This window comes from Burkholderia sp. Cy-637, from assembly GCF_011753175.1.
Lineage (GTDB): Bacteria > Pseudomonadota > Gammaproteobacteria > Burkholderiales > Burkholderiaceae > Burkholderia > Burkholderia gladioli.
The window spans coordinates 1-17,518 of the sequence record NZ_VWWC01000007.1; the positions used below are offsets into that span (position 1 = coordinate 1).

Below are 17,518 nucleotides of genomic sequence, written 5' to 3' on the forward strand. Positions count from 1 at the left end.
TCCGACAGCGGCAGCGGTTCGCCGGCGCGCGGCGCCCAGTCGGGCGCGGCCAGCCAGCTCAAGGCCTCGCTGAACAGCGGCACGGCATCCTCGCGCGGCGGGTCCTCGCCGGGCTCGTGGCGCACCACGGCCGCGTCGAAGCGGCGTTCGTCGTAGTCGGCCAGCAGCCGGGCCGAGGAGCCCAGGTGCATCTCCAGCGACAGCGAGGGATCGTGCCGATGCAGGCTGGTCAGCAGCGCGGGCAGGTCCGGCACCGCCACGTGCTCGCTGACGCCGATCGACAGCCGGCGCGGCTCGGCGGCCACCGTGCCGAGCGCGCGCTGGTGCGCGTCGAGCAGTTCGCGCGCGGCCGGCAGGAAGGCCTCGCCGTCGACGGCGAGCCTCACCACGCGCGGCGTTCGCTCCAGCAGGGCGCGGCCCAGATGCGCCTCGAGCCGCTTGATCTTGAGGCTGACGGCCGATTGCGTGGTGTCGAGCGCGTCGGCGGCGCGCGTGAAACTGGCCAGCTCGGCGACCAGCACGAAGGCGCGGACGGCATCGAGATCGAGTGGTTTCATTTTGAATGAAAATGGATGATATATCCAGTGATGTCTGTTGATTATAGATGGGCCTGCCTATGCTGGGAGACATCGATGGGAAACACCCGTTTCCCCTTCAACCGCCAGGAGCCCGTCATGCCCTTCACCCGTATCGCCGTTCGCGAAGGCCGTTCCGTCGAGGATCGCCACGCCTTGTCCGCCGGCGTCCATCGCGCCCTGCAGCGCGCCTTCAACGTGCCCGAGGACGACATCTTCATGCTCGTCACGCAACACGCCGCCGAGGACTTCATCTTCGGGCGCCACTACCTCGGCATCGAGCGCAGCGACGACCTGGTGATGCTGCAGATCACCGTCAGCGATACGCGCACGCGCGAGCAGAAACGCGAGCTGTATCGGCTGATCGTCGAGGAACTGGGCGCCTCGCCGGGCGTGCGCCCCGAGGACGTGCTGATCAGCCTGGTCGAGGTCAAGCTCGACGACTGGTCGTTCGGGATGGGCCTCGCGCAGTACGCGAACTGAGCGCCGGCGACGCGTCGGGCGCTCTGCTCCCGGTCAGGCCGTGCCGTGTACCATGCTCGTCATCGACAGCCGTCGACGGCGCGCATGGGCGCGACGGGCAGGCTGGCGAGCGGAGGTTTCATGACGCGTGTGCTGGAAATCGTGCTTGCCCTGCCCTTGCCGTCGGGCGGGGTGACCGCCGGGCGCCGCCGCGGCACCGCGCGCGCGGTGCGCGACTTCGGCGCGGAACTGGTTCGTGCCTGGCGGATCTGCCCGCCGGTGCGGATGAAGCGCGGGCACGAAAGCATCGCGATTACCCCGCTGGCGCTGGCCGAGGCGCTGCCGCACGCGTCGCGCTGGCGTGCCTGGCGCGAGACGGGGCAGGCCGGCGAGCGGTGGGTGGCGGTGCACTCGACGCCGTTCGCGCCGGGCATCGCGATACGCGAGACGCTGCCCGACCAGACGCAGGATGCCGAGGCGGCCGCCAACGACGGTTCGCTGGCCGCCGAGCTGCGGCGCGTCTTGCGCGAGGGGAGCGTGCCTGCCCATGCGATCGGGGCCGGCGCGGATCCTGCGGAATCCGAAGCGAGCGAGCGGCCGACGCAAACGCCGGCCGCCGCTGCATTCGCCTTCGATTGCGAGCGCCGGCGCGGCCGCTGGCAGCGCGAGGATCGCGTGCCGGTCGACCTCACGCTCGACGACCTGGGCTGGCGCGGCGAACAGGGCGCCGGCCGCGCCTGCGAGCTGCGGCTGGCGGTGGAGTATGTCGACGACGATGCCGGCCGGGAACTGGCCTTGCGCTCGCTGTTCGATGCGGCGCGCGAACTGAGCGGCGCCTGGCCCGCCTTCCTGAAGCCGGCTTCGCTGCTCGACCTGGCCTGCGCGGGCGTGCCGCCCGATGCCGAGCGCGGCCCGGTGCGCGCCGATCCCGTCGACTTGGCCGGCATGCGCCGGCAGCGCGAGGCCCTGTTCGCGTTCGGCGCGAACGTGGTCGCGCAATGGCTCGGCAACGACGCCGGCGTGCGCGACAGCAGCGATCCCGAATACGTCCACCAGATGCGCATCGCGCTGCGCCGGCTGCGCACGCTGATGCGGCTGTTCCGCGATTACGCCGACGAGGCCTATCGCGAGGCCTTCGCGGCCGATCTCTCCTGGTTCGGCGCGCAGCTCGGCGCGGTGCGCGACTGGGATGTCTGCGTCAGCGAAACGCTGCCGCGCCTGGCCGAGGCCGATACCGACATCGCCGGTGCGCCCGCCTGGGCCGCCACGCTCGAGGCTGCGGCGCGCCAGCGCGACGTGGCGCGCGGCGAGCTGCGGCAGGCCTTGGGTTCCTCGCGTTATGCGCGGCTGGTGCTGGGCTGGGTCGAATGGCTGTGCCTGCTGTCGCTGCGCGACGAGCGGGCCGCCACGCGGCGCCAGCGCCGCTCGCTCAAGCGCCATGCGGCCCGGCGCGTCGACAAGCTGTTCGCGCGCGTCTACGGCGCGCCGGACCTGGCCACGCTCGACGTCGCCGCGCGCCACCGCGTGCGGATCGATGCGAAACGGCTGCGTTACGCGCTGGAATTCTTCGCCTCGATCGCCTCGCCGGACACGCGCCGCAAGCTGATCAAGCGGGTCTTGAAGGTGCAGGGCACGCTGGGCGACGCCAACGATGCCGAGGTCGCGCTGCGCCACCTCGAGCGGCTCGCCGCGCCACCCGAGCAACTGGGCTTCGCGCGCGGCTACGGCGCGGCCGCGCAGCATTACGCGACGATCGCGGCCGAGGCGCAACTGCGCAAGCTGTGGCGTCCCAAGCTGCGCGGCTAGCGCGCGGAGGCACTGTGCGCTGAGCGAGGCGAGGCTGCCATGCGCGAGTCGCTGTCACGGAGCCGATTGCAGCGGGATCGCGAGGATGGCTCAGATGCTGCGGAAGGCGGGCGGCCGGGAGGAGGAAGAGGCCGCGCCGGCGCGCGAGGCCGGCCGATAGTTCGGGTTGGCCTTCCAGCGGGCGCGCACATAGGGGCGCTCGTGGCCCGACACCTTCAGCGCGACCTCGGTGACCCAGCGCTGCGAGGGCACCGGGATGCCGTGCAGGGTGATGGTGACGATCGCGAGGCTGGCCACCACGGCCGGCACCGACCAGCGATGCGGCTCGGCGCGCCAGGCGATCAGCACGAAGGACAGCGCGGCCAGCGCGCCGACCACGCAGCCGGTGATCGATTCGGAAGGCGAATGCGCCGAGAGCACCACGCGCGAGAACGAGACCGCCACGCCCAGCGCCAGGCCGGCCGCCACGCCGGCCGCGCGCAGGGCAGGATGGGCGCGCGTCATCGCGATCATCATCGCGACCGGGTAGACCGAGGTCGACAGCATCGAATGGCCGCTGAAGCCGGTGAAATCCCAGGCCCGGATGCCGATGCCCCAGCCGAGGAAGGCGATCTTGGTCAGCCCGACCGCGGCCACCGCGACGCCGAGCACGACCAGCCAGGTCAGCGCGAGACGCGCCGAGTAGCCGAGCGCAAGCCAGATCGCGAGCGTGGCGGCGAGGGGGAGCGTGATGCCGGCACTACCGAAGTAGGTGATCCAGTTCCACAGTTGAAGCGGCAGGTCGTACATCGAGAAACGGCGGCGAGATGAAGTGGAAAGAGGCGGAACGCGGGCCGTGAGGCGGACGGCGACTGCCCAGTATAACGGGGTCCATCCCGGCGCTACACGATCCGGCCCCCGGTCAAGCGGCTGAAACAATGTTATTGTGCAATGCACAAATTCAACGTGGTGGTGCCGCTGTTGGCGCCCCGATTCGACTGCGAGCCGATCGATGACCAAAAGTCTCACGAAACTCTGGCTGGGCGGTATGAAAAAAATGCTGCGCACGCCCGCGCCGCGATCGCCCGCCGGCGTCGCGAGCGCCCCCCGTTCCACGCCCCGCGGCGCCGATGCGCGCGCGCCGGTGCCGCCGCGCGAATCGCGCGTTCGGCCACGCGCGGCCGCCTGGGCCGGCGGCGAATGGAGCCGCGGCGAGCATCCGCTGCCCTTCGTGATCGGCCGCTTGGTCCGGCACCTCGACTACGCGCTGTATGTGCCGCGCGATCTCCCGGAAGGCGCGCCGCTGGTGGTGATGCTGCACGGCTGCACCCAGGATGCCGACCAGTTCGCGCAAGGCACCCGCATGAACCTGCTGGCCGATCGGCACGGATTCGCGGTGCTGTACCCGGAGCAGTCGACGCAGGCGCATTCGCACGGCTGCTGGCACTGGTACGACGATACCGAGCGCGGCGGCCGCGGCGAGGCGCGTGCCGTGGTCGACCTGGTCGACAGCCTGGTCGAGGAGCGACATTTCGACGCGTCTCGCGTCTTCGTCGCCGGCTTGTCGGCGGGGGCCGGGCTGGCGACGCTGCTGGCGCTGCATTTCCCGGCGCATTTCGCGGCGATCGCCATGCATTCGGGGCCGGCCTTCGGCGATGCGCGCTCGAGCATCGCGGCGATGGACGTGATGCGGCGCGGCCTGCATCGCGATCCGGTCGCGATTGCCGACGAATACGCCGAACCCGGCAGCTATCCCGGCATGCCGGTGCTGATCGTCCATGGCGACGAGGATCCGGTGGTGTCGCCCGTCAACGCCGAGCACCTCGCGCTGGAATTCCTGCGGCTCAACGACATGGTCGAGGCGGGCGGGGCACGGCGCGGCGTCACGCGGACCGAGACGGACATGGGCGACGCGAGCCTGGTCGATTATTGTCGCGGCGGCACGCCGGTGCTGCGCGTCTGCCATGTCGGCAAGCTCGGCCACGCCTGGGCCGGCGGCGACGAAACGGTGCCGTTCCACGCGGCGGTCGGACCCGATGCGAGCACGATGATCTGGGGCTTTTTCGCGGAGCATTGTCGCCAGGGTGCGACAAGGTGACCAGGTATTTTTGAAACGCTTGGCGAGGCTAGGGGTTTTCCCTATAATTCGGGTTAACACTTAAGCAATAACCCTGGATTTGGAGAGCCCTATCATGATGTACATGCTGAGCCGCCTGTTCCTGTTCCTGACGAAGTCTTCCGAACAGATCGCCAAGGAACGCGCCGATGCGTACCTGGCCGATGCCACCGATCTCTACGATCTCGAATTCCGCATCCGCAAGCTCGACCAGGAAGCCGCACATCGCGCGCCGGCCTGGATGGCCGCACGTTGATCGCCGGCTCCGGCTGCGAAACGGGCGATGCGTTCCTGATCTTCCCGCCGTTGCGAGAGTCTCGCGCAGACAAAAAAGCGTGACAACCACCGTGGTTGCCACGCTTTTTTCATATCCGTCGTGCCGCGCCCGGCTTGGCCGGGCGCGGGCCTGAACGGGCGCCCGCCTCAGGCGATCACGATCCGCACCGGCACGTTGTTGCGCGTCGCGTTCGAATACGGGCACACCTCGTGTGCCTTGTCGACCAGTGCCTTGGCCGCTTCGGGCGCCAGGCCCGGCAGCGAGACGCGCAACTCGACGTCCAGCGCGAAACCTCCCTTGTCGTTCGGGCCGATGCCCACTTGCCCCGTCACCGTCGTATCGGCCGGCAGCGCCTGCTTGGTCTGGCCGGCCACGAACTTCATCGCGCTCAGGAAACAGGCCGAATAGCCGGCGGCGAACAGTTGCTCCGGATTGGTGCCTTCCGCGCCCGTGCCGCCCAGCTCGCGCGGCGCGGCCAGCTTCACGTCCAGCTTGTTGTCTTCCGAAACCGCGCGGCCGTCGCGGCCGCCCGTGCTGGTGGCGCTCGTCTTGTACAGAATGTTCATGCTCGACTCCTGTTCATCTCGGTGAGAAGGGAAACCGGCCCGGACTTGCCGTATCGCGTCCGCCAGCCATGGATGGAAATATATCGAACAAAATATTAGTGTGCAAATGAATTTTCGATGAAGCCGGCGACGACCGGCGATAGCGTGCCGGCGACTCCCTTTATTCCTCGTTGTGCTCCTTCAGCGCCTCGCGCAGTTGGCGGAGGTTTTCGCGCAATTGCCCGAGGAATTCGGGCGTTTGCTGCATGGCGCAATAGAGATCGACCGGTACCGAGCGGGCGGCCTTGCGCAGCGCGGTGCCTTCGGCGGTGAGGCGGGCATGCACCACCCGCTCGTCGGCGGTGCCGCGCACCCGCTCGAGATAGCCGAGCGACTCGAGCCGCTTGAGCAGCGGCGTGACCGTGGCCGAATCGAGGTTGAGACGCGCGGCGATGTCCTTGACGGCAAGATCGTCGGTTTCCCACAGCACCAGCATCGTCAGGTATTGCGGATAGGTCAGCGAGAGCCGCTCCAGCAAGGGCTTGTAGGCCTTGGTCATGGCCAGCGAGGTGGAGTAGAGCGCGAAGCAGAGCTGCTCGTCGAGCGTGGCGGGAAGCGTGGGGAGGGCGGGGAGGTCGGTCATGATCGGCGGCCCGTCGATCGGGCACAAGAAATTCGCACACTAAGGATTGTGCGCCGATCGCGCCCGGCTGGCGAGCGGCGGCGCATCATGGCCACCGCCCGCCGCGTTCAGCGCTGGGGCGGGACGGCCGTGCTGCCGGGCTCCTGCACGCCGAAGCAGCCGCGATAGGTGGCGTAGAACGAGCAGTAGAGCGCCGCGGTGATCACCACCGAGACCGGCATCATGATCGTCATGGCGTAGACGCCGACGCCGAGCGCCTGCAGCAGGGCGGCCAGGCTGAACGAGGCGCCGGTGGCGACCACGAACCACAGCAGGCCGTACAGCGTGAAGGCCCAGCGGTTGCGCCAGCAGCTCACCACGCTGAAGAACAGCGCCTTGACGGGCGGGATCTCGTGCCAGGCGGTGAGCACCGGCGCGAACCAGAACATCATCGCGACCGGCACGTAGAGCGTGGCGCAGATCAGCAGGGCGACCAGGGTGCCCATCGACAGGATCAGGTTCGGATCGGGCTTGTCGTCGCCCAGGCCGAACATCAGGCGCAGCAGCATGCCGCCGTCGCCGAAGGCCGAGCAGGCGAACACCAGCGCGATCGAGACGATGTAGATGCCGCCCAGCGTGAACAGGCGCTGCGTGGTCAGGCTGCCGTAGGCGCGGAAGCCGTCGATCAGGATCGTCGGCAGCACCGGCTTGCCGGCCACCGCGTCGCGGCAGGCCGCCATGAAGCCGACCGAGATGCCGGGAATGAACAGCAAGGGCAGCGCCGGGCCGATCACCGGCACCAGCGAGACGATCATCATCGCCAGCAGGTAGGTGAAGAACAGCGTGATGAAGGCCAGCGGATTGCGGCGGAACAGCCAGATGCCCTGGCGGAACCAGACGTAACCGGTCTTGGCGGGGACTTCGATCAGTTGCATGGGTCGTGTCGCTCGGGGAGCGCCCGCGCATGGGCGATGCGTTCGCGCAGGATCCGCTCGAAATGGCCGGGATCGTGCGGCTTCAGCATCTCGGCGGCGCGGGGCAGGTGGAAATCATACAGGCGCGACACCCAGAACCGGTACGCGCCGGCGCGCAGCATGTCGGGCCAGCGGCGGCGTTCGTCGTCGGTGAACGGGCGCACGGTCTGGTAGGCGCGCAGCAGCGCGTCGGCGCGCCGCGTGTCGAGCACGCCGGTGGCCAGCTCGGTGCACCAGTCGTTGACGGTGACGGCGACGTCGAACAGCCACTTGTCGCAGCCTGCGAAGTAGAAATCGAAGAAGCCGCCCAGGCGCACCGTATGGCCTGTATCGGGCGCCGCGTGCGCGAACAGCACGTTGTCGCGGAACAGGTCGCAGTGGCAGGGGCCCTCGGGCAGCGCGGCGTAGTCGTCCGAGGCGAAGAAGGCGGCCTGGTGCGCGAGTTCGCCCTCGAGCAGCGTGCGCTGCGCATCGTCGACGAAGGGGACGATGGCGGGCACGTTGTCTCGCCACCAGGGCAGGCTGCGCAGGTTCGGCTGGCGGTTCGCGTAGTCGCGGCCGGCCAGGTGCATGCGCGCCAGCATCTGGCCGACCTCGACGCAGTGTTCGACCTCGGGCGCGAGCTGGGCCGAGCCTTCCAGCTTGGTGACGATCGAGGCCGGCTTGCCGTGCAGCTCGCCGAACAGCGTGCCGTCGGCGCGCACCACCGGGTCCGGCACCGGCACGCCGTGCCCGGCGAGATGGCGCATCAGCTCCAGGTAGAACGGCAGTTGCGCGGCCGTCAGCTTCTCGAAGATGGTCAGGACGTAGTCGCCGCGCGTGGTGGTCAGGAAGAAATTGCTGTTCTCGATGCCGGACGGGATGCCGCGAAACGCGACGACTTCGCCGAGATCGTAGTGGCGCATCCAGTGCGCGAGATCGGAATCGGAGACTGCGGTGAAAACTGCCATGCGGGGATGCGTCGAAACGGGTTGGCAGGCCGGCGAGCGGGCCGGCGGCTGCGGAGGGGGCGGGCGGGGCCGCCCCGCCAGGCCGGCGATGCCGGCGGGATGGATCAGTAGTGCAGGTTGATCGAGGGCACGCGCGTGACCGGCACGTTGCCCTGGTGCGGACGCGGCGAGATGTCGGGCGTCGAGCTCATCTGGTAGCGCGTGCCGAAGTTGGAACGCACGTCGATCTCGACCGGCTTGCCGCGATCGCGGTACTCGGTGACCTCGGTGCCGCTCACGCTCTTCTCGTGGAAGCTCGGCGTGCGCGTGATGTCGTCGAATTCGACCTTCGAGCTGACTTCGGCGCCGGGGCGGTTGATCTTGGTGAGATCGGGCAGGCCGGCGGCTTCGTCCTGCGCGGCCCGGGCTCGTGCTTCGTCGCTCGGCTGCTGGCCGTCGGCAAATGCGGGCCCGGCGAGGGCGACGGCCGTCGCGAGCGCGGCGGCGAAAATGAGCGGCTTCATGAGGTTCTCCGGATTAACCGCACGATTCTAGCAAAACCGGCCGGGCGCCGAGCTTGCCGTCGCGCCGCTGTGGCGGCGCCGCGTCGGCGCGCGATGGGCACCGGCGCGCGCTCGCTTGCGAGATAATGTCGAACGCAACCGAAGAGGCAATCGACAATGAACAAGGATACGCATCGCCAGCATCTTCCGCTCTCGCCCGAGAGCCCCTCTGTCGAGGCCTTCGACGACCCGGCCGCCGCCTTCGAGCGGCTGTCCTCGATCTACGAGACCAATACCGCCTTCCTGCGCGACGCGTTCGCCCGCTACCGCCGCAGCGAGCCGCTCGGCGGCCATGTGCGCGCCTGCTACCCGTTCGTGCGGGTGCGCACCGAGGTCAATACCAATATCGACTCGCGTCGCTCCTACGGCTTCGTGGCAGGCCCCGGCGTGTTCGAGACCAGCGTCACGCGCCCGGACCTGTTCGCCAGCTACTATCGCGAGCAGTTGCGCCTGCTGGCGAAGAACCACAGCGCGAAGATCGAGGTCGGCGTGTCCGACCAGCCGATTCCGATCCATTTCGCGTTCTCGGAAGGCATCCACCTGGAGGGCGATCTCGACCGCGACCGCCTGCTGGCGATGCGCGACGTGTTCGACGTGCCCAACCTGGCCAATCTCGACGATCGCATCGTCAACGGCACCTACGAGCCGGCGCCGGACGAGCCGCATCCGCTCGCGCTGTTCACCGGCGCGCGCGTCGATTTCTCGCTGCACCGGCTGCGCCACTACACGGCCACGCTGCCGACGCACTTCCAGAACTACGTGCTGTACACGAACTACCAGTTCTATATCGACGAATTCGTGAAGCTGGGCCGCACCATGATGTCGGCCAGCGACGATCCGGAGGTGCGCGAGTACCGCAGCCAGTACACCTCCTTCGTCGAGCCCGGCGACGTGGTGAGCTACAACGCCAACCTCGGCAACCAGCCGGTGGAGGGCTCGCCGCCGCCGCGGCTGCCGCAGATGCCGGCCTACCACCTGAAGCGCGCCGACGGCAGCGGCATCACGATGGTCAATATCGGCGTGGGTCCCTCGAACGCGAAGACCATCACCGACCATATCGCCGTGCTGCGCCCGCATGCCTGGGTGATGCTCGGCCACTGCGCGGGGCTGCGCAACACGCAGCGGCTCGGCGACTACGTGCTGGCGCACGGCTACGTGCGCGAGGATCACGTGCTCGACGACGACCTGCCGCTGTGGGTGCCGATCCCGGCGCTCGCCGAGGTGCAGGTGGCGCTCGAGCGCGCGGTGGCGCAGGTCACCCGGCTCGACGGCAGCGAACTCAAGCGCGTGATGCGCACCGGCACGGTGGCCAGCGTCGACAACCGCAACTGGGAGCTGCGCGACCATCGCGAGCCGGTGCAGCGGCTCTCGCAGAGCCGCGCCATCGCGCTCGACATGGAGAGCGCGACCATCGCGGCGAACGGCTTCCGGTTCCGGGTGCCTTACGGCACCTTGCTGTGCGTGTCGGACAAGCCGCTGCACGGCGAGCTGAAGCTGCCGGGCATGGCCGACCAGTTCTACCGCGCGCAGGTCGACCAGCATCTGCAGATCGGCGTGCGCGCCATGGAGATCCTGCGCACCAATGGGTTGGCCAAGCTGCACAGCCGCAAGCTGCGCAGCTTCGCCGAGGTGGCGTTCCAGTAAGCAGGGAAGGCAGCGCTCGCGCATCGATTCCGTCGCGATCGATCGGCTTATGTGCTTTTTTGTCGATCGGCGGCGAATCGCGTGGCGGGATCCAGTACAGTTCGCGCGGCCTGATCACGCTTCGTGCGCCTCGCGTGCCGCCCGGATAACGAAACAGGCCGCGCCGACTTCTCGTCGGCGCGGCCTGTTTTTCGCCCGCTGATCGGCCTGCCGGTCGATCAGCGCCGCGTGCTCATCGGCACTCGTTGTGCCCCCAGTGTCCCGGCGGGCAGTGCGGGCGGTCATGGCGATGATGCTCCATCCACTCCTGGCGCTGCCAGTAGCGATGGCCGTCCCAGTAACGGTCGCCATGCCAGCCCACCACCACCGGCGGGCCGCCGACCTGGACGTTGACGACTTGTGCATTGGCGGCGCCGCCCGACAGGGCGATACCGAAGGCGGCCAGCAGCGTGGCGATCAGGGTGCGTTTCATGGTCTTCTCCTCGAAAGGTGGATCGGGGATGTCCGCCGCGTCTCGATGGCGGGGGCGGCCGGCTGGCGCGCTTGCCCGGTGCCGCGGCGGTCACGGCATGGCTTCAGTCTGGCGATCGGGCAGATTAATTAGCGTGTGGATTTGTAACCTTGGATTCGCCGGGCGGGGTGCCGCCGGCCCGGCCGACGCAGGCCGGCGATCCGGCCCGAACTTTGCCGCGGGTCGGCGCGGACGGGCGCCGCGGCCGGGCGCCTCAAGATGGATTGGCCTCTGGTCTGCTGAAACGGCTGGTTACGAATCGCGGCGAGTGTTGCAGGGGAGGATCCATGAAATCGCCGCGCGGCTCCGATACGATGGCGCAGCGTTGCCGGCGCCTGCCGCGCGTTGCCCCGGCTGTCTGCGCGGGCGGCGATTTCCCGGTTCGCGCGTCCATCCGGCCCGATGATTTCTGAAACCAAGGGTTTTCCCTTATCATCGATTCCGGGTCGGCAGCCGTTGTGTCAGTAGTCAGTCGTCGCCGGATTCGCTAGCGGCCCCGGTTTTTCACTTGCTTCAAGATCGAATTCGCAATGCTTCGCCATCTACACCATCGCGTCCGGCACCTGGTCGTCGCGCGCCTGAGAAGTCTCAACGTGCTCGCGGGCGCCTGGTCGCGTCGCCGGCCGTTGTGGATGGTGTCCTTCGCCGTCAACGACGCGAGCCTGTCCGAAGGCTTGCGCGCCGCCTGCGCCTCGACGGCGATGCTGGTGATCGGCAACCTGCTGCACGAGCCCGATTTCGCGTGGGCGGCGATCGGCGCGTTCTGGACCTGCCTGGCCGACGCGGCCGGCTCCAACCGCACGCGCTTCGCCTCGATGGCGAGCTTCGCGGTGCTCTCGGCCATCTGCGGCGGCCTGACCGCCTTCGCCTCCGGCGTCGGCACCCTGGCCGCGCTGGCGGCGGTGCTGGTGTTCACCTCGCTGGGCGCGCTCGGGCGGATCTGGGGCGCGGCCACCGCGCAGGTCTCGATCCTGGCCGCCACCGCCTGCGTGGTGATGGCCGACCGGCCGATGCACGACTGGCGCGCCGGCCTGGCCTTCCTCGGCGTCTATTTCGGCGGTTGCGTGTTCGCGATCGTGCTGAGCCTGACGGTCTGGCGCATCCACCCGTTCGCGCAGAGCCGCGGCGCGGTGCGCGGCATCTATGTGCGGCTGGCCGACATCGCGCTGGACGCCTCCCGCCTGCTGGCCGACCCGGCGCCGGGCCAGCGCGCCTGGGAGCTGCATGCCAGCAAGTACCGCTCGGACGCGCGCGCCGCGCTGGAGGCCGCGCGCCGCACGCTGGCGCGCATGCCGGTGGCCAGGACCGACCGCCGCGAATCCTATGCGAACCTGCTGATCGCGCTGGCCGAGGGCGAGCGCTGGTTCGCGCACCTGATCGCGGTGGCGGGCGTCTGCCAGCGCGGCCGGCAGACCTTGCGCGATCCGGCGCGCGCCACGCGCGTGCTGGCCGGCATCGCCGAGCTGCTGCATCGCACCGGCGACGCGATCGACGCGGCGCCCTGGGAGCGGCCCGACATGCTGCAGCGGCGCCTGCGCCGCTTCGCGCGCGGGCTCGACGCCGCGCTCGGCGAATCGATGACGATGGCCCTGCAACTGGAGCCCGATCCCGCCGACGTGGCACCCACGCCGCGCCGCCAACTGGCCTGGACGCGCAGGCTGCGCGGCGTGCTGGCGAGGTCCTGGGTGAGCTTGCGTGCCAACCTGTCGTGGCAGTCAATCGGCTTGCGCCATGCCGCGCGGGTGGGCGTGGCGACCACGCTCGGCTTCCTGGTGGTGCGCCTGCTCGGCGTGCCCTTCGGCTACTGGACCACCATGGCGACCCTGCTGATCCTGCAGCCCTCGATCGCCGGCACCTGGCCGCGCAGCGTCGAGCGAGCGGCCGGCAGCATCATCGGCGGCCTGCTGGCCGCCGCGATCGGGCTGGCGGTGCATTCGCCGATCGGCATCTCGCTGGTGGTGTTTCCGCTGGTGTGCGCGACCATGGCGCTGCGGCCGGTCAGCTACAGCCTGTTCGTGCTGTTCCTCACGCCGACCTTCGTGCTGGTGGCCGACTTCGCCACCCCGGCCGCCAACGAGCTCGGTTATGCGCTGACGCGGCTCGGCAACAACGTGCTCGGCTGCGCGATCGCGCTGGCCGCGACCTTCCTGCTGTGGCCGACCCGCGAGCAGATCGATATCCGCGGCCAGCTCGCCGCGGCGATCGCGGCCAACCTGCGCTACCTGGTCGATGCCATCGAGGCGCCGGGGCGCGCCAATCGCGAGGCCGAGCGCCTGCGCCGCGAGGCGGGGCTGGCCAGCAACAACGCCGAGGAAGCCTTCAACCGGATCCGCCTCGAACGGCTCGACGATTCGCGCTTCGATACGGCCGCCTCCACCGTGCTGGGGCTACTGCGCCGGATGGCCGGCACCGCCGCGCATCTGCGCGCGAGCGTGCATGGGCCGCGCATGGAGATCGACCTGGTGGAATGGGTGGCCACGGCGAGCGAGGATATCGACGCGATGCTGGCCTCGGGACGCGTGCCGCCGCGTCGCGCCTTGCCGCCGCGCGAGAAGCTCGCGCAGCTGGAGATGGATGCGGTGGGGCAGATCGCCTTGCTGCAGCGCTTGATCGGCGACCTGCAGCACGATGACGGGCCGCTCGCGCGGCGCGGCGCGATGCCGGCGCGACGTGCCGGCTGAAGGGTGAAGGGCGGGGGCGGCTCGGGACGAGGTGCCCGGTCGCGCGAGGAAGACAAGCACTGCGAAGCATGAGCGTCCAAGGAAAAGGGCGACGTCGATTCGACGTCGCCCTTTTCGTTTTCAACACCGGCCCGGCTGCTTACAGATAGAACATCCGGTCGTCGTCGTGGCGGTCGTCCTGCGCGCGCTGCGGCTCCTCGGGCGTGCCGCCTTCCTCGCCGGTGTCCTCGTAGAACGCGAGCACCGCCTCGAGCACCTGGTCCGGATCGTCGATCACCTGCATCAGGTTCATGTCGTCCGGATTGATCAGTCCCATCGGGATCAACTGGTCGCGGAACCACTGCAGCAGGCCCTGCCAGAAGCTGCTGCCGACCAGGATGATTGGCACCAGGCGCGATTTCTTGGTCTGGATCAGGGTCAGCACTTCGGACAGTTCGTCGAGCGTGCCGAAGCCGCCCGGCATCACCACCACCGCGTCGGAATTCTTCACGAAGGTGACCTTGCGCGTGAAGAAATGGCGGAAGCGCAGCGAGATGTCCTGGTAGTTGTTGCCCGATTGCTCGTGCGGCAGCTCGATGTTCAGGCCCACCGACGGCGCCTTGCCGGCATGCGCGCCCTTGTTGGCCGCTTCCATGATGCCGGGGCCGCCGCCGGAGATCACCGCGAAGCCCGCATCGGACAGCTTGCGGGCGATTTCCACGGTGAGCTGGTAGTGCGGGGAATCGGCTTTCAGGCGCGCCGAACCGTAGATGCTGACGGCTGGGCGGATCTCGGACAGGTACTCGGTGGCCTCGATAAACTCTGCCATAATCGTGAACATCTGCCACGAAGCGCGGGCTTTCTTTGCTGTCGCGCGTTCTTGATCTGCGAGCGAACGCAAGCTCGGAATCACTTTTCTCTTATTCATAATGCCTGAAGAACGGAACCTGGAAGGTAAGACCCTGCTGTTGGTTGATGGTTCGAGCTATCTCTATCGGGCTTACCATGCGATGCCTGATTTGCGCGGGCCGGGCGGGGAACCGACTGGCGCGCTCTACGGGATCATCAACATGCTGCGCCGCATGCGCAAGGAAGTCACAGCAGAGTATAGCGCGTGCGTGTTCGATGCAAAGGGCAAAACCTTTCGCGACGATCTGTTCGCCGACTACAAGGCGAACCGCCCCTCGATGCCCACCGATCTCGCCTTGCAGATCGAGCCGATCCACCAGGCGGTGCGCGCGCTCGGCTGGCCGCTGCTGATGATCGAGGGCGTCGAGGCCGACGACGTGATCGGCACGCTCGCGCATGCCGCCGAGGCACGCGGCATGAAGGTGGTGATCTCGACCGGCGACAAGGATCTCGCCCAACTGGTGACGGAGCGGGTCACGCTGGTCAACACCATGAGCAACGAACTGCTCGATCGCGACGGCGTGATCGCCAAGTTCGGCGTGCCGCCCGAGCGCATCGTCGACTATCTCTCGCTGATCGGCGACACCGTCGACAACGTGCCCGGCGTCGAGAAGTGCGGGCCGAAGACGGCTGTCAAGTGGCTCACGCAATACGAGACGCTCGACGGCGTCGTCGAGCACGCGGCCGAGATCAAGGGCGTGGTCGGCGACAACCTGCGCCGCGCGCTCGACTTCCTGCCGCTCGCGCGCAAGCTGGTGACGGTCGAGACGGCCTGCGAGCTGAAGCCGCAAGTGGAATCGATCGAGGCCTCGCTGGCCACGCTCGGCGAATCGCGCGAGGCGCTGCTGCCGATCTTCGAGAACTACGGCTTCAAGACCTGGCGTCGCGAGCTGGAGGCCGCGCCGGCCGATGCGGACGGCGATGTGCCGGCTGGCGAAGCGGCGGCCGAGCCGGTGCCGGCGGCCGCCGCCATCGAGCGCAACTACGAGACCGTGCAGACCTGGCCGCAGTTCGACGCCTGGCTGGCGAAGATCGAGGCGGCCGAGCTGACCTCCTTCGATACCGAAACCACCTCGCTCGATCCGATGGTCGCGCAGATCGTCGGCATTTCGCTGTCGACCGAGCCCGGCAGCGCGGCCTACATCCCGGTCGCGCATCGCGGCCCCGACGTGCCCGAGCAACTGCCGCGCGACGAGGTGCTGGCGAAGCTGAAGCCCTGGCTGGAGAGCGCCGAGCGCAGGAAGGTCGGCCAGCACCTCAAGTACGATGCGCAGGTGCTCGCCAACTACGAGATCGCGCTGAACGGCATCGAGCACGACACGCTGCTCGAATCCTACGTGCTCGAATCGCATCGCACGCACGACATGGACAGTCTCGCGCTGCGCCACCTGGGCGTGAAGACCATCAAGTACGAGGAAGTGGCGGGCAAGGGCGCGCAGCAGATCGGCTTCGACGAGGTGCCGCTGGAGACCGCCGCGGCCTATGCCGCCGAGGATGCCGACATCACGCTGCAGCTGCATCTGGCGATGTACCCGCAGGTCGCGCGCGAGCCGGGCCTCAAGCGCGTCTATGCCGAGATCGAGATGCCGGTGTCGCTGGTGCTGCGCAGGATGGAGCGCACCGGCGTGCTGATCGACAGCGCGCGCCTCGACAAGCAGAGCCACGAGATCGCGGTGCGCCTGATCGAGCTCGAGCGCGAAGCCTACGAGCTGGCCGGCGGCGAGTTCAACCTCGGCTCGCCCAAGCAGATCGGCCAGATCTTCTTCGAGAAGCTGCAACTGCCGGTGGTCAAGAAGACGCCGAGCGGCGCGCCCTCGACCGACGAGGAGGTGCTGCAGAAGCTCGCCGAGGACTACCCGTTGCCCAAGCTGCTGCTGGAGCACCGCGGCCTGTCGAAGCTGAAGTCCACCTATACCGACAAGCTGCCGCGCATGATCAATGCGCGGACCGGTCGGGTCCACACCAACTACGCGCAGGCCGTGGCCGTCACGGGGCGCCTGGCCTCGAACGATCCGAACCTGCAGAACATCCCCGTGCGCACCGCCGAGGGCCGGCGCATCCGCGAGGCCTTCATCGCCTCGCCGGGCTGCCGGATCGTGTCGGCCGACTATTCGCAGATCGAGCTGCGCATCATGGCGCATATCTCGGAGGACGAATCGCTGCTGCGTGCCTTCGCGCAGGGCGAGGACATCCACCGCGCGACCGCGGCCGAGGTGTTCGGCGTGACCCCGCTGGAAGTCAGCAACGACCAGCGGCGCATCGCCAAGGTGATCAACTTCGGCCTGATCTACGGCATGAGCGCCTTCGGGCTGGCCTCGAACCTCGGCATCACGCGCGACGCGGCCAAGCTCTATATCGACCGCTACTTCGCCCGCTACCCGGGCGTGGCCAACTACATGGAAACCACGCGCGCGGTGGCTAAGGACAAGGGCTATGTCGAGACCGTGTTCGGGCGTCGCCTGTGGCTGCCCGAGATCAACGGCGGCAACGGCCCGCGCCGCCAGGCGGCCGAGCGTGCGGCGATCAACGCGCCGATGCAGGGCACCGCGGCCGACCTGATCAAGCTGTCGATGATCGCCGTGGACGGCTGGCTCGAACGCGACCAGCTGCGTTCGCGCATGATCATGCAGGTGCACGATGAACTGGTGCTGGAGGTGCCCGAGGACGAACTCGCCCTGGTTCGCGAGAAGCTGCCCGAGATGATGAGCGGGGTCGCCAGGCTGAAGGTGCCGCTGGTCGCCGAGGTCGGCGCCGGCGACAACTGGGAGGAGGCGCACTGAGCGCCGCCGGAATCGGGGCGGGGCGGCCGGGCGGTCGCCTCGTCCCGGCCGGCGACGGCGCCTCGCGCGTCGCGCCGGCCTGAGCAAGCACGCGCCGACATGCCGGCGCGATCGACAAATGGGCATGCCGCCGCGGTTCGACCGGTCGCGGCGCGTTCGACGCGGT

The 17,518-nt window shown here is 68.8% G+C and carries 16 protein-coding genes; 7 read left to right on the forward strand and 9 right to left on the reverse strand.

From position 1 onward, the window contains the following. A partial coding sequence (locus F3J10_RS03650; RefSeq protein WP_167241071.1) for a LysR family transcriptional regulator occupies positions 1 to 557 on the reverse strand: 557 nt, incomplete at its 3' end. A gap of 117 nt (positions 558 to 674) precedes the next feature. On the opposite strand from F3J10_RS03650, the gene F3J10_RS03655 reads away from it, so the two are divergent. Then, a complete protein-coding gene (locus tag F3J10_RS03655) occupies positions 675 to 1,058 on the forward strand; it encodes a tautomerase family protein (protein WP_166913246.1) in 384 nt (127 codons plus the stop codon). 120 nt (positions 1,059 to 1,178) lie between these two features. Further along, the gene (locus F3J10_RS03660; protein WP_167241073.1) at positions 1,179 to 2,843 is read left to right on the forward strand and encodes a CHAD domain-containing protein; all 1,665 of its coding nucleotides are present in this window, start codon (positions 1,179 to 1,181) and stop codon (positions 2,841 to 2,843) included. 90 nt (positions 2,844 to 2,933) lie between these two features. On the opposite strand, the gene F3J10_RS03665 is transcribed toward F3J10_RS03660, so the two are convergent. After that, a complete protein-coding gene (locus tag F3J10_RS03665; RefSeq protein ID WP_025100624.1) occupies positions 2,934 to 3,632 on the reverse strand; it encodes a phosphatase PAP2 family protein in 699 nt (232 codons plus the stop codon). A gap of 202 nt (positions 3,633 to 3,834) precedes the next feature. Between F3J10_RS03665 and F3J10_RS03670 the strand changes: the two genes are divergently transcribed. Further along, entirely contained in the window at positions 3,835 to 4,920 is a 1,086-nt protein-coding gene (locus F3J10_RS03670) for a PHB depolymerase family esterase (protein WP_167241075.1), read from the forward strand. 97 nt (positions 4,921 to 5,017) lie between these two features. Beyond that, positions 5,018 to 5,194, forward strand: coding sequence for a DUF3563 family protein (locus F3J10_RS03675; RefSeq protein ID WP_080562447.1), 177 nt, complete (start codon positions 5,018 to 5,020; stop codon positions 5,192 to 5,194). A gap of 167 nt (positions 5,195 to 5,361) precedes the next feature. On the opposite strand, the gene F3J10_RS03680 is transcribed toward F3J10_RS03675, so the two are convergent. The 5 genes from F3J10_RS03680 to F3J10_RS03700 all read right to left on the reverse strand — a co-directional run bounded on the left by F3J10_RS03680 (position 5,362) and on the right by F3J10_RS03700 (position 8,809). Continuing rightward, the gene (locus F3J10_RS03680) at positions 5,362 to 5,781 is read right to left on the reverse strand and encodes an organic hydroperoxide resistance protein (RefSeq protein ID WP_166913249.1); all 420 of its coding nucleotides are present in this window, start codon (positions 5,779 to 5,781) and stop codon (positions 5,362 to 5,364) included. Positions 5,782 to 5,941: 160 nt separating this feature from the next. Next, positions 5,942 to 6,403 (reverse strand): MarR family transcriptional regulator, encoded by a 462-nt coding sequence (locus F3J10_RS03685; protein ID WP_036055727.1) that lies wholly within the window; start codon positions 6,401 to 6,403, stop codon positions 5,942 to 5,944. A 107-nt stretch (positions 6,404 to 6,510) separates the two neighbouring features. Next, the gene (locus tag F3J10_RS03690) at positions 6,511 to 7,317 is read right to left on the reverse strand and encodes a BPSS1780 family membrane protein (protein ID WP_167241077.1); all 807 of its coding nucleotides are present in this window, start codon (positions 7,315 to 7,317) and stop codon (positions 6,511 to 6,513) included. Continuing rightward, complete coding sequence (locus tag F3J10_RS03695; protein WP_167241079.1) at positions 7,308 to 8,306, reverse strand: homoserine kinase; 999 nt, start codon at positions 8,304 to 8,306, stop codon at positions 7,308 to 7,310. Before F3J10_RS03695 ends, F3J10_RS03690 begins: the two co-directional genes overlap by 10 nt. A 104-nt stretch (positions 8,307 to 8,410) precedes the next feature. Beyond that, positions 8,411 to 8,809 (reverse strand): hypothetical protein, encoded by a 399-nt coding sequence (locus F3J10_RS03700; RefSeq protein ID WP_025100630.1) that lies wholly within the window; start codon positions 8,807 to 8,809, stop codon positions 8,411 to 8,413. A 156-nt stretch (positions 8,810 to 8,965) separates the two neighbouring features. On the opposite strand from F3J10_RS03700, the gene F3J10_RS03705 reads away from it, so the two are divergent. Continuing rightward, the gene (locus F3J10_RS03705) at positions 8,966 to 10,492 is read left to right on the forward strand and encodes an AMP nucleosidase (RefSeq protein ID WP_025100631.1); all 1,527 of its coding nucleotides are present in this window, start codon (positions 8,966 to 8,968) and stop codon (positions 10,490 to 10,492) included. Positions 10,493 to 10,724: 232 nt separating this feature from the next. Here the strand turns inward: F3J10_RS03705 and F3J10_RS03710 are convergent, their stop codons facing one another. After that, positions 10,725 to 10,964, reverse strand: coding sequence for a hypothetical protein (locus tag F3J10_RS03710; RefSeq protein WP_025100632.1), 240 nt, complete (start codon positions 10,962 to 10,964; stop codon positions 10,725 to 10,727). 569 nt (positions 10,965 to 11,533) lie between these two features. On the opposite strand from F3J10_RS03710, the gene F3J10_RS03715 reads away from it, so the two are divergent. Next, positions 11,534 to 13,684, forward strand: a complete 2,151-nt coding sequence (locus F3J10_RS03715) for an FUSC family protein (protein WP_167241081.1) — start codon at positions 11,534 to 11,536, stop codon at positions 13,682 to 13,684. A 139-nt stretch (positions 13,685 to 13,823) separates the two neighbouring features. Here F3J10_RS03715 and F3J10_RS03720 read toward each other — a convergent pair whose 3' ends face one another. After that, positions 13,824 to 14,591: a TIGR00730 family Rossman fold protein gene (locus F3J10_RS03720; protein WP_025100634.1), complete on the reverse strand. Its 768-nt coding sequence runs from the start codon at positions 14,589 to 14,591 to the stop codon at positions 13,824 to 13,826. Position 14,592: 1 nt separating this feature from the next. Here F3J10_RS03720 and polA point away from each other — a divergent pair, with 1 nt between their 5' ends. Then, entirely contained in the window at positions 14,593 to 17,352 is a 2,760-nt protein-coding gene (polA, locus tag F3J10_RS03725; RefSeq protein WP_166913250.1) for a DNA polymerase I, read from the forward strand. The last annotated feature ends 166 nt before the right edge of the window (positions 17,353 to 17,518 follow it).

What these genes read in the sequence shown, in the direction of transcription:
- F3J10_RS03655 (WP_166913246.1), top strand. Translation starts at nt 675, where the DNA reads ATGCCCTTCACCCGTATCGCCGTTCGCGAAGGCCGTTCCGTCGAGGAT.
- F3J10_RS03660 (WP_167241073.1), top strand. Translation starts at nt 1,179, where the DNA reads ATGACGCGTGTGCTGGAAATCGTGCTTGCCCTGCCCTTGCCGTCGGGC.
- F3J10_RS03665 (WP_025100624.1), bottom strand. Translation starts at nt 3,632, where the DNA reads ATGTACGACCTGCCGCTTCAACTGTGGAACTGGATCACCTACTTCGGT.
- F3J10_RS03670 (WP_167241075.1), top strand. Translation starts at nt 3,835, where the DNA reads ATGACCAAAAGTCTCACGAAACTCTGGCTGGGCGGTATGAAAAAAATG.
- F3J10_RS03675 (WP_080562447.1), top strand. Translation starts at nt 5,018, where the DNA reads ATGTACATGCTGAGCCGCCTGTTCCTGTTCCTGACGAAGTCTTCCGAA.
- F3J10_RS03680 (WP_166913249.1), bottom strand. Translation starts at nt 5,781, where the DNA reads ATGAACATTCTGTACAAGACGAGCGCCACCAGCACGGGCGGCCGCGAC.
- F3J10_RS03685 (WP_036055727.1), bottom strand. Translation starts at nt 6,403, where the DNA reads ATGACCGACCTCCCCGCCCTCCCCACGCTTCCCGCCACGCTCGACGAG.
- F3J10_RS03690 (WP_167241077.1), bottom strand. Translation starts at nt 7,317, where the DNA reads ATGCAACTGATCGAAGTCCCCGCCAAGACCGGTTACGTCTGGTTCCGC.
- F3J10_RS03695 (WP_167241079.1), bottom strand. Translation starts at nt 8,306, where the DNA reads ATGGCAGTTTTCACCGCAGTCTCCGATTCCGATCTCGCGCACTGGATG.
- F3J10_RS03700 (WP_025100630.1), bottom strand. Translation starts at nt 8,809, where the DNA reads ATGAAGCCGCTCATTTTCGCCGCCGCGCTCGCGACGGCCGTCGCCCTC.
- F3J10_RS03705 (WP_025100631.1), top strand. Translation starts at nt 8,966, where the DNA reads ATGAACAAGGATACGCATCGCCAGCATCTTCCGCTCTCGCCCGAGAGC.
- F3J10_RS03710 (WP_025100632.1), bottom strand. Translation starts at nt 10,964, where the DNA reads ATGAAACGCACCCTGATCGCCACGCTGCTGGCCGCCTTCGGTATCGCC.
- F3J10_RS03715 (WP_167241081.1), top strand. Translation starts at nt 11,534, where the DNA reads ATGCTTCGCCATCTACACCATCGCGTCCGGCACCTGGTCGTCGCGCGC.
- F3J10_RS03720 (WP_025100634.1), bottom strand. Translation starts at nt 14,591, where the DNA reads ATGAATAAGAGAAAAGTGATTCCGAGCTTGCGTTCGCTCGCAGATCAA.
- polA (WP_166913250.1), top strand. Translation starts at nt 14,593, where the DNA reads ATGCCTGAAGAACGGAACCTGGAAGGTAAGACCCTGCTGTTGGTTGAT.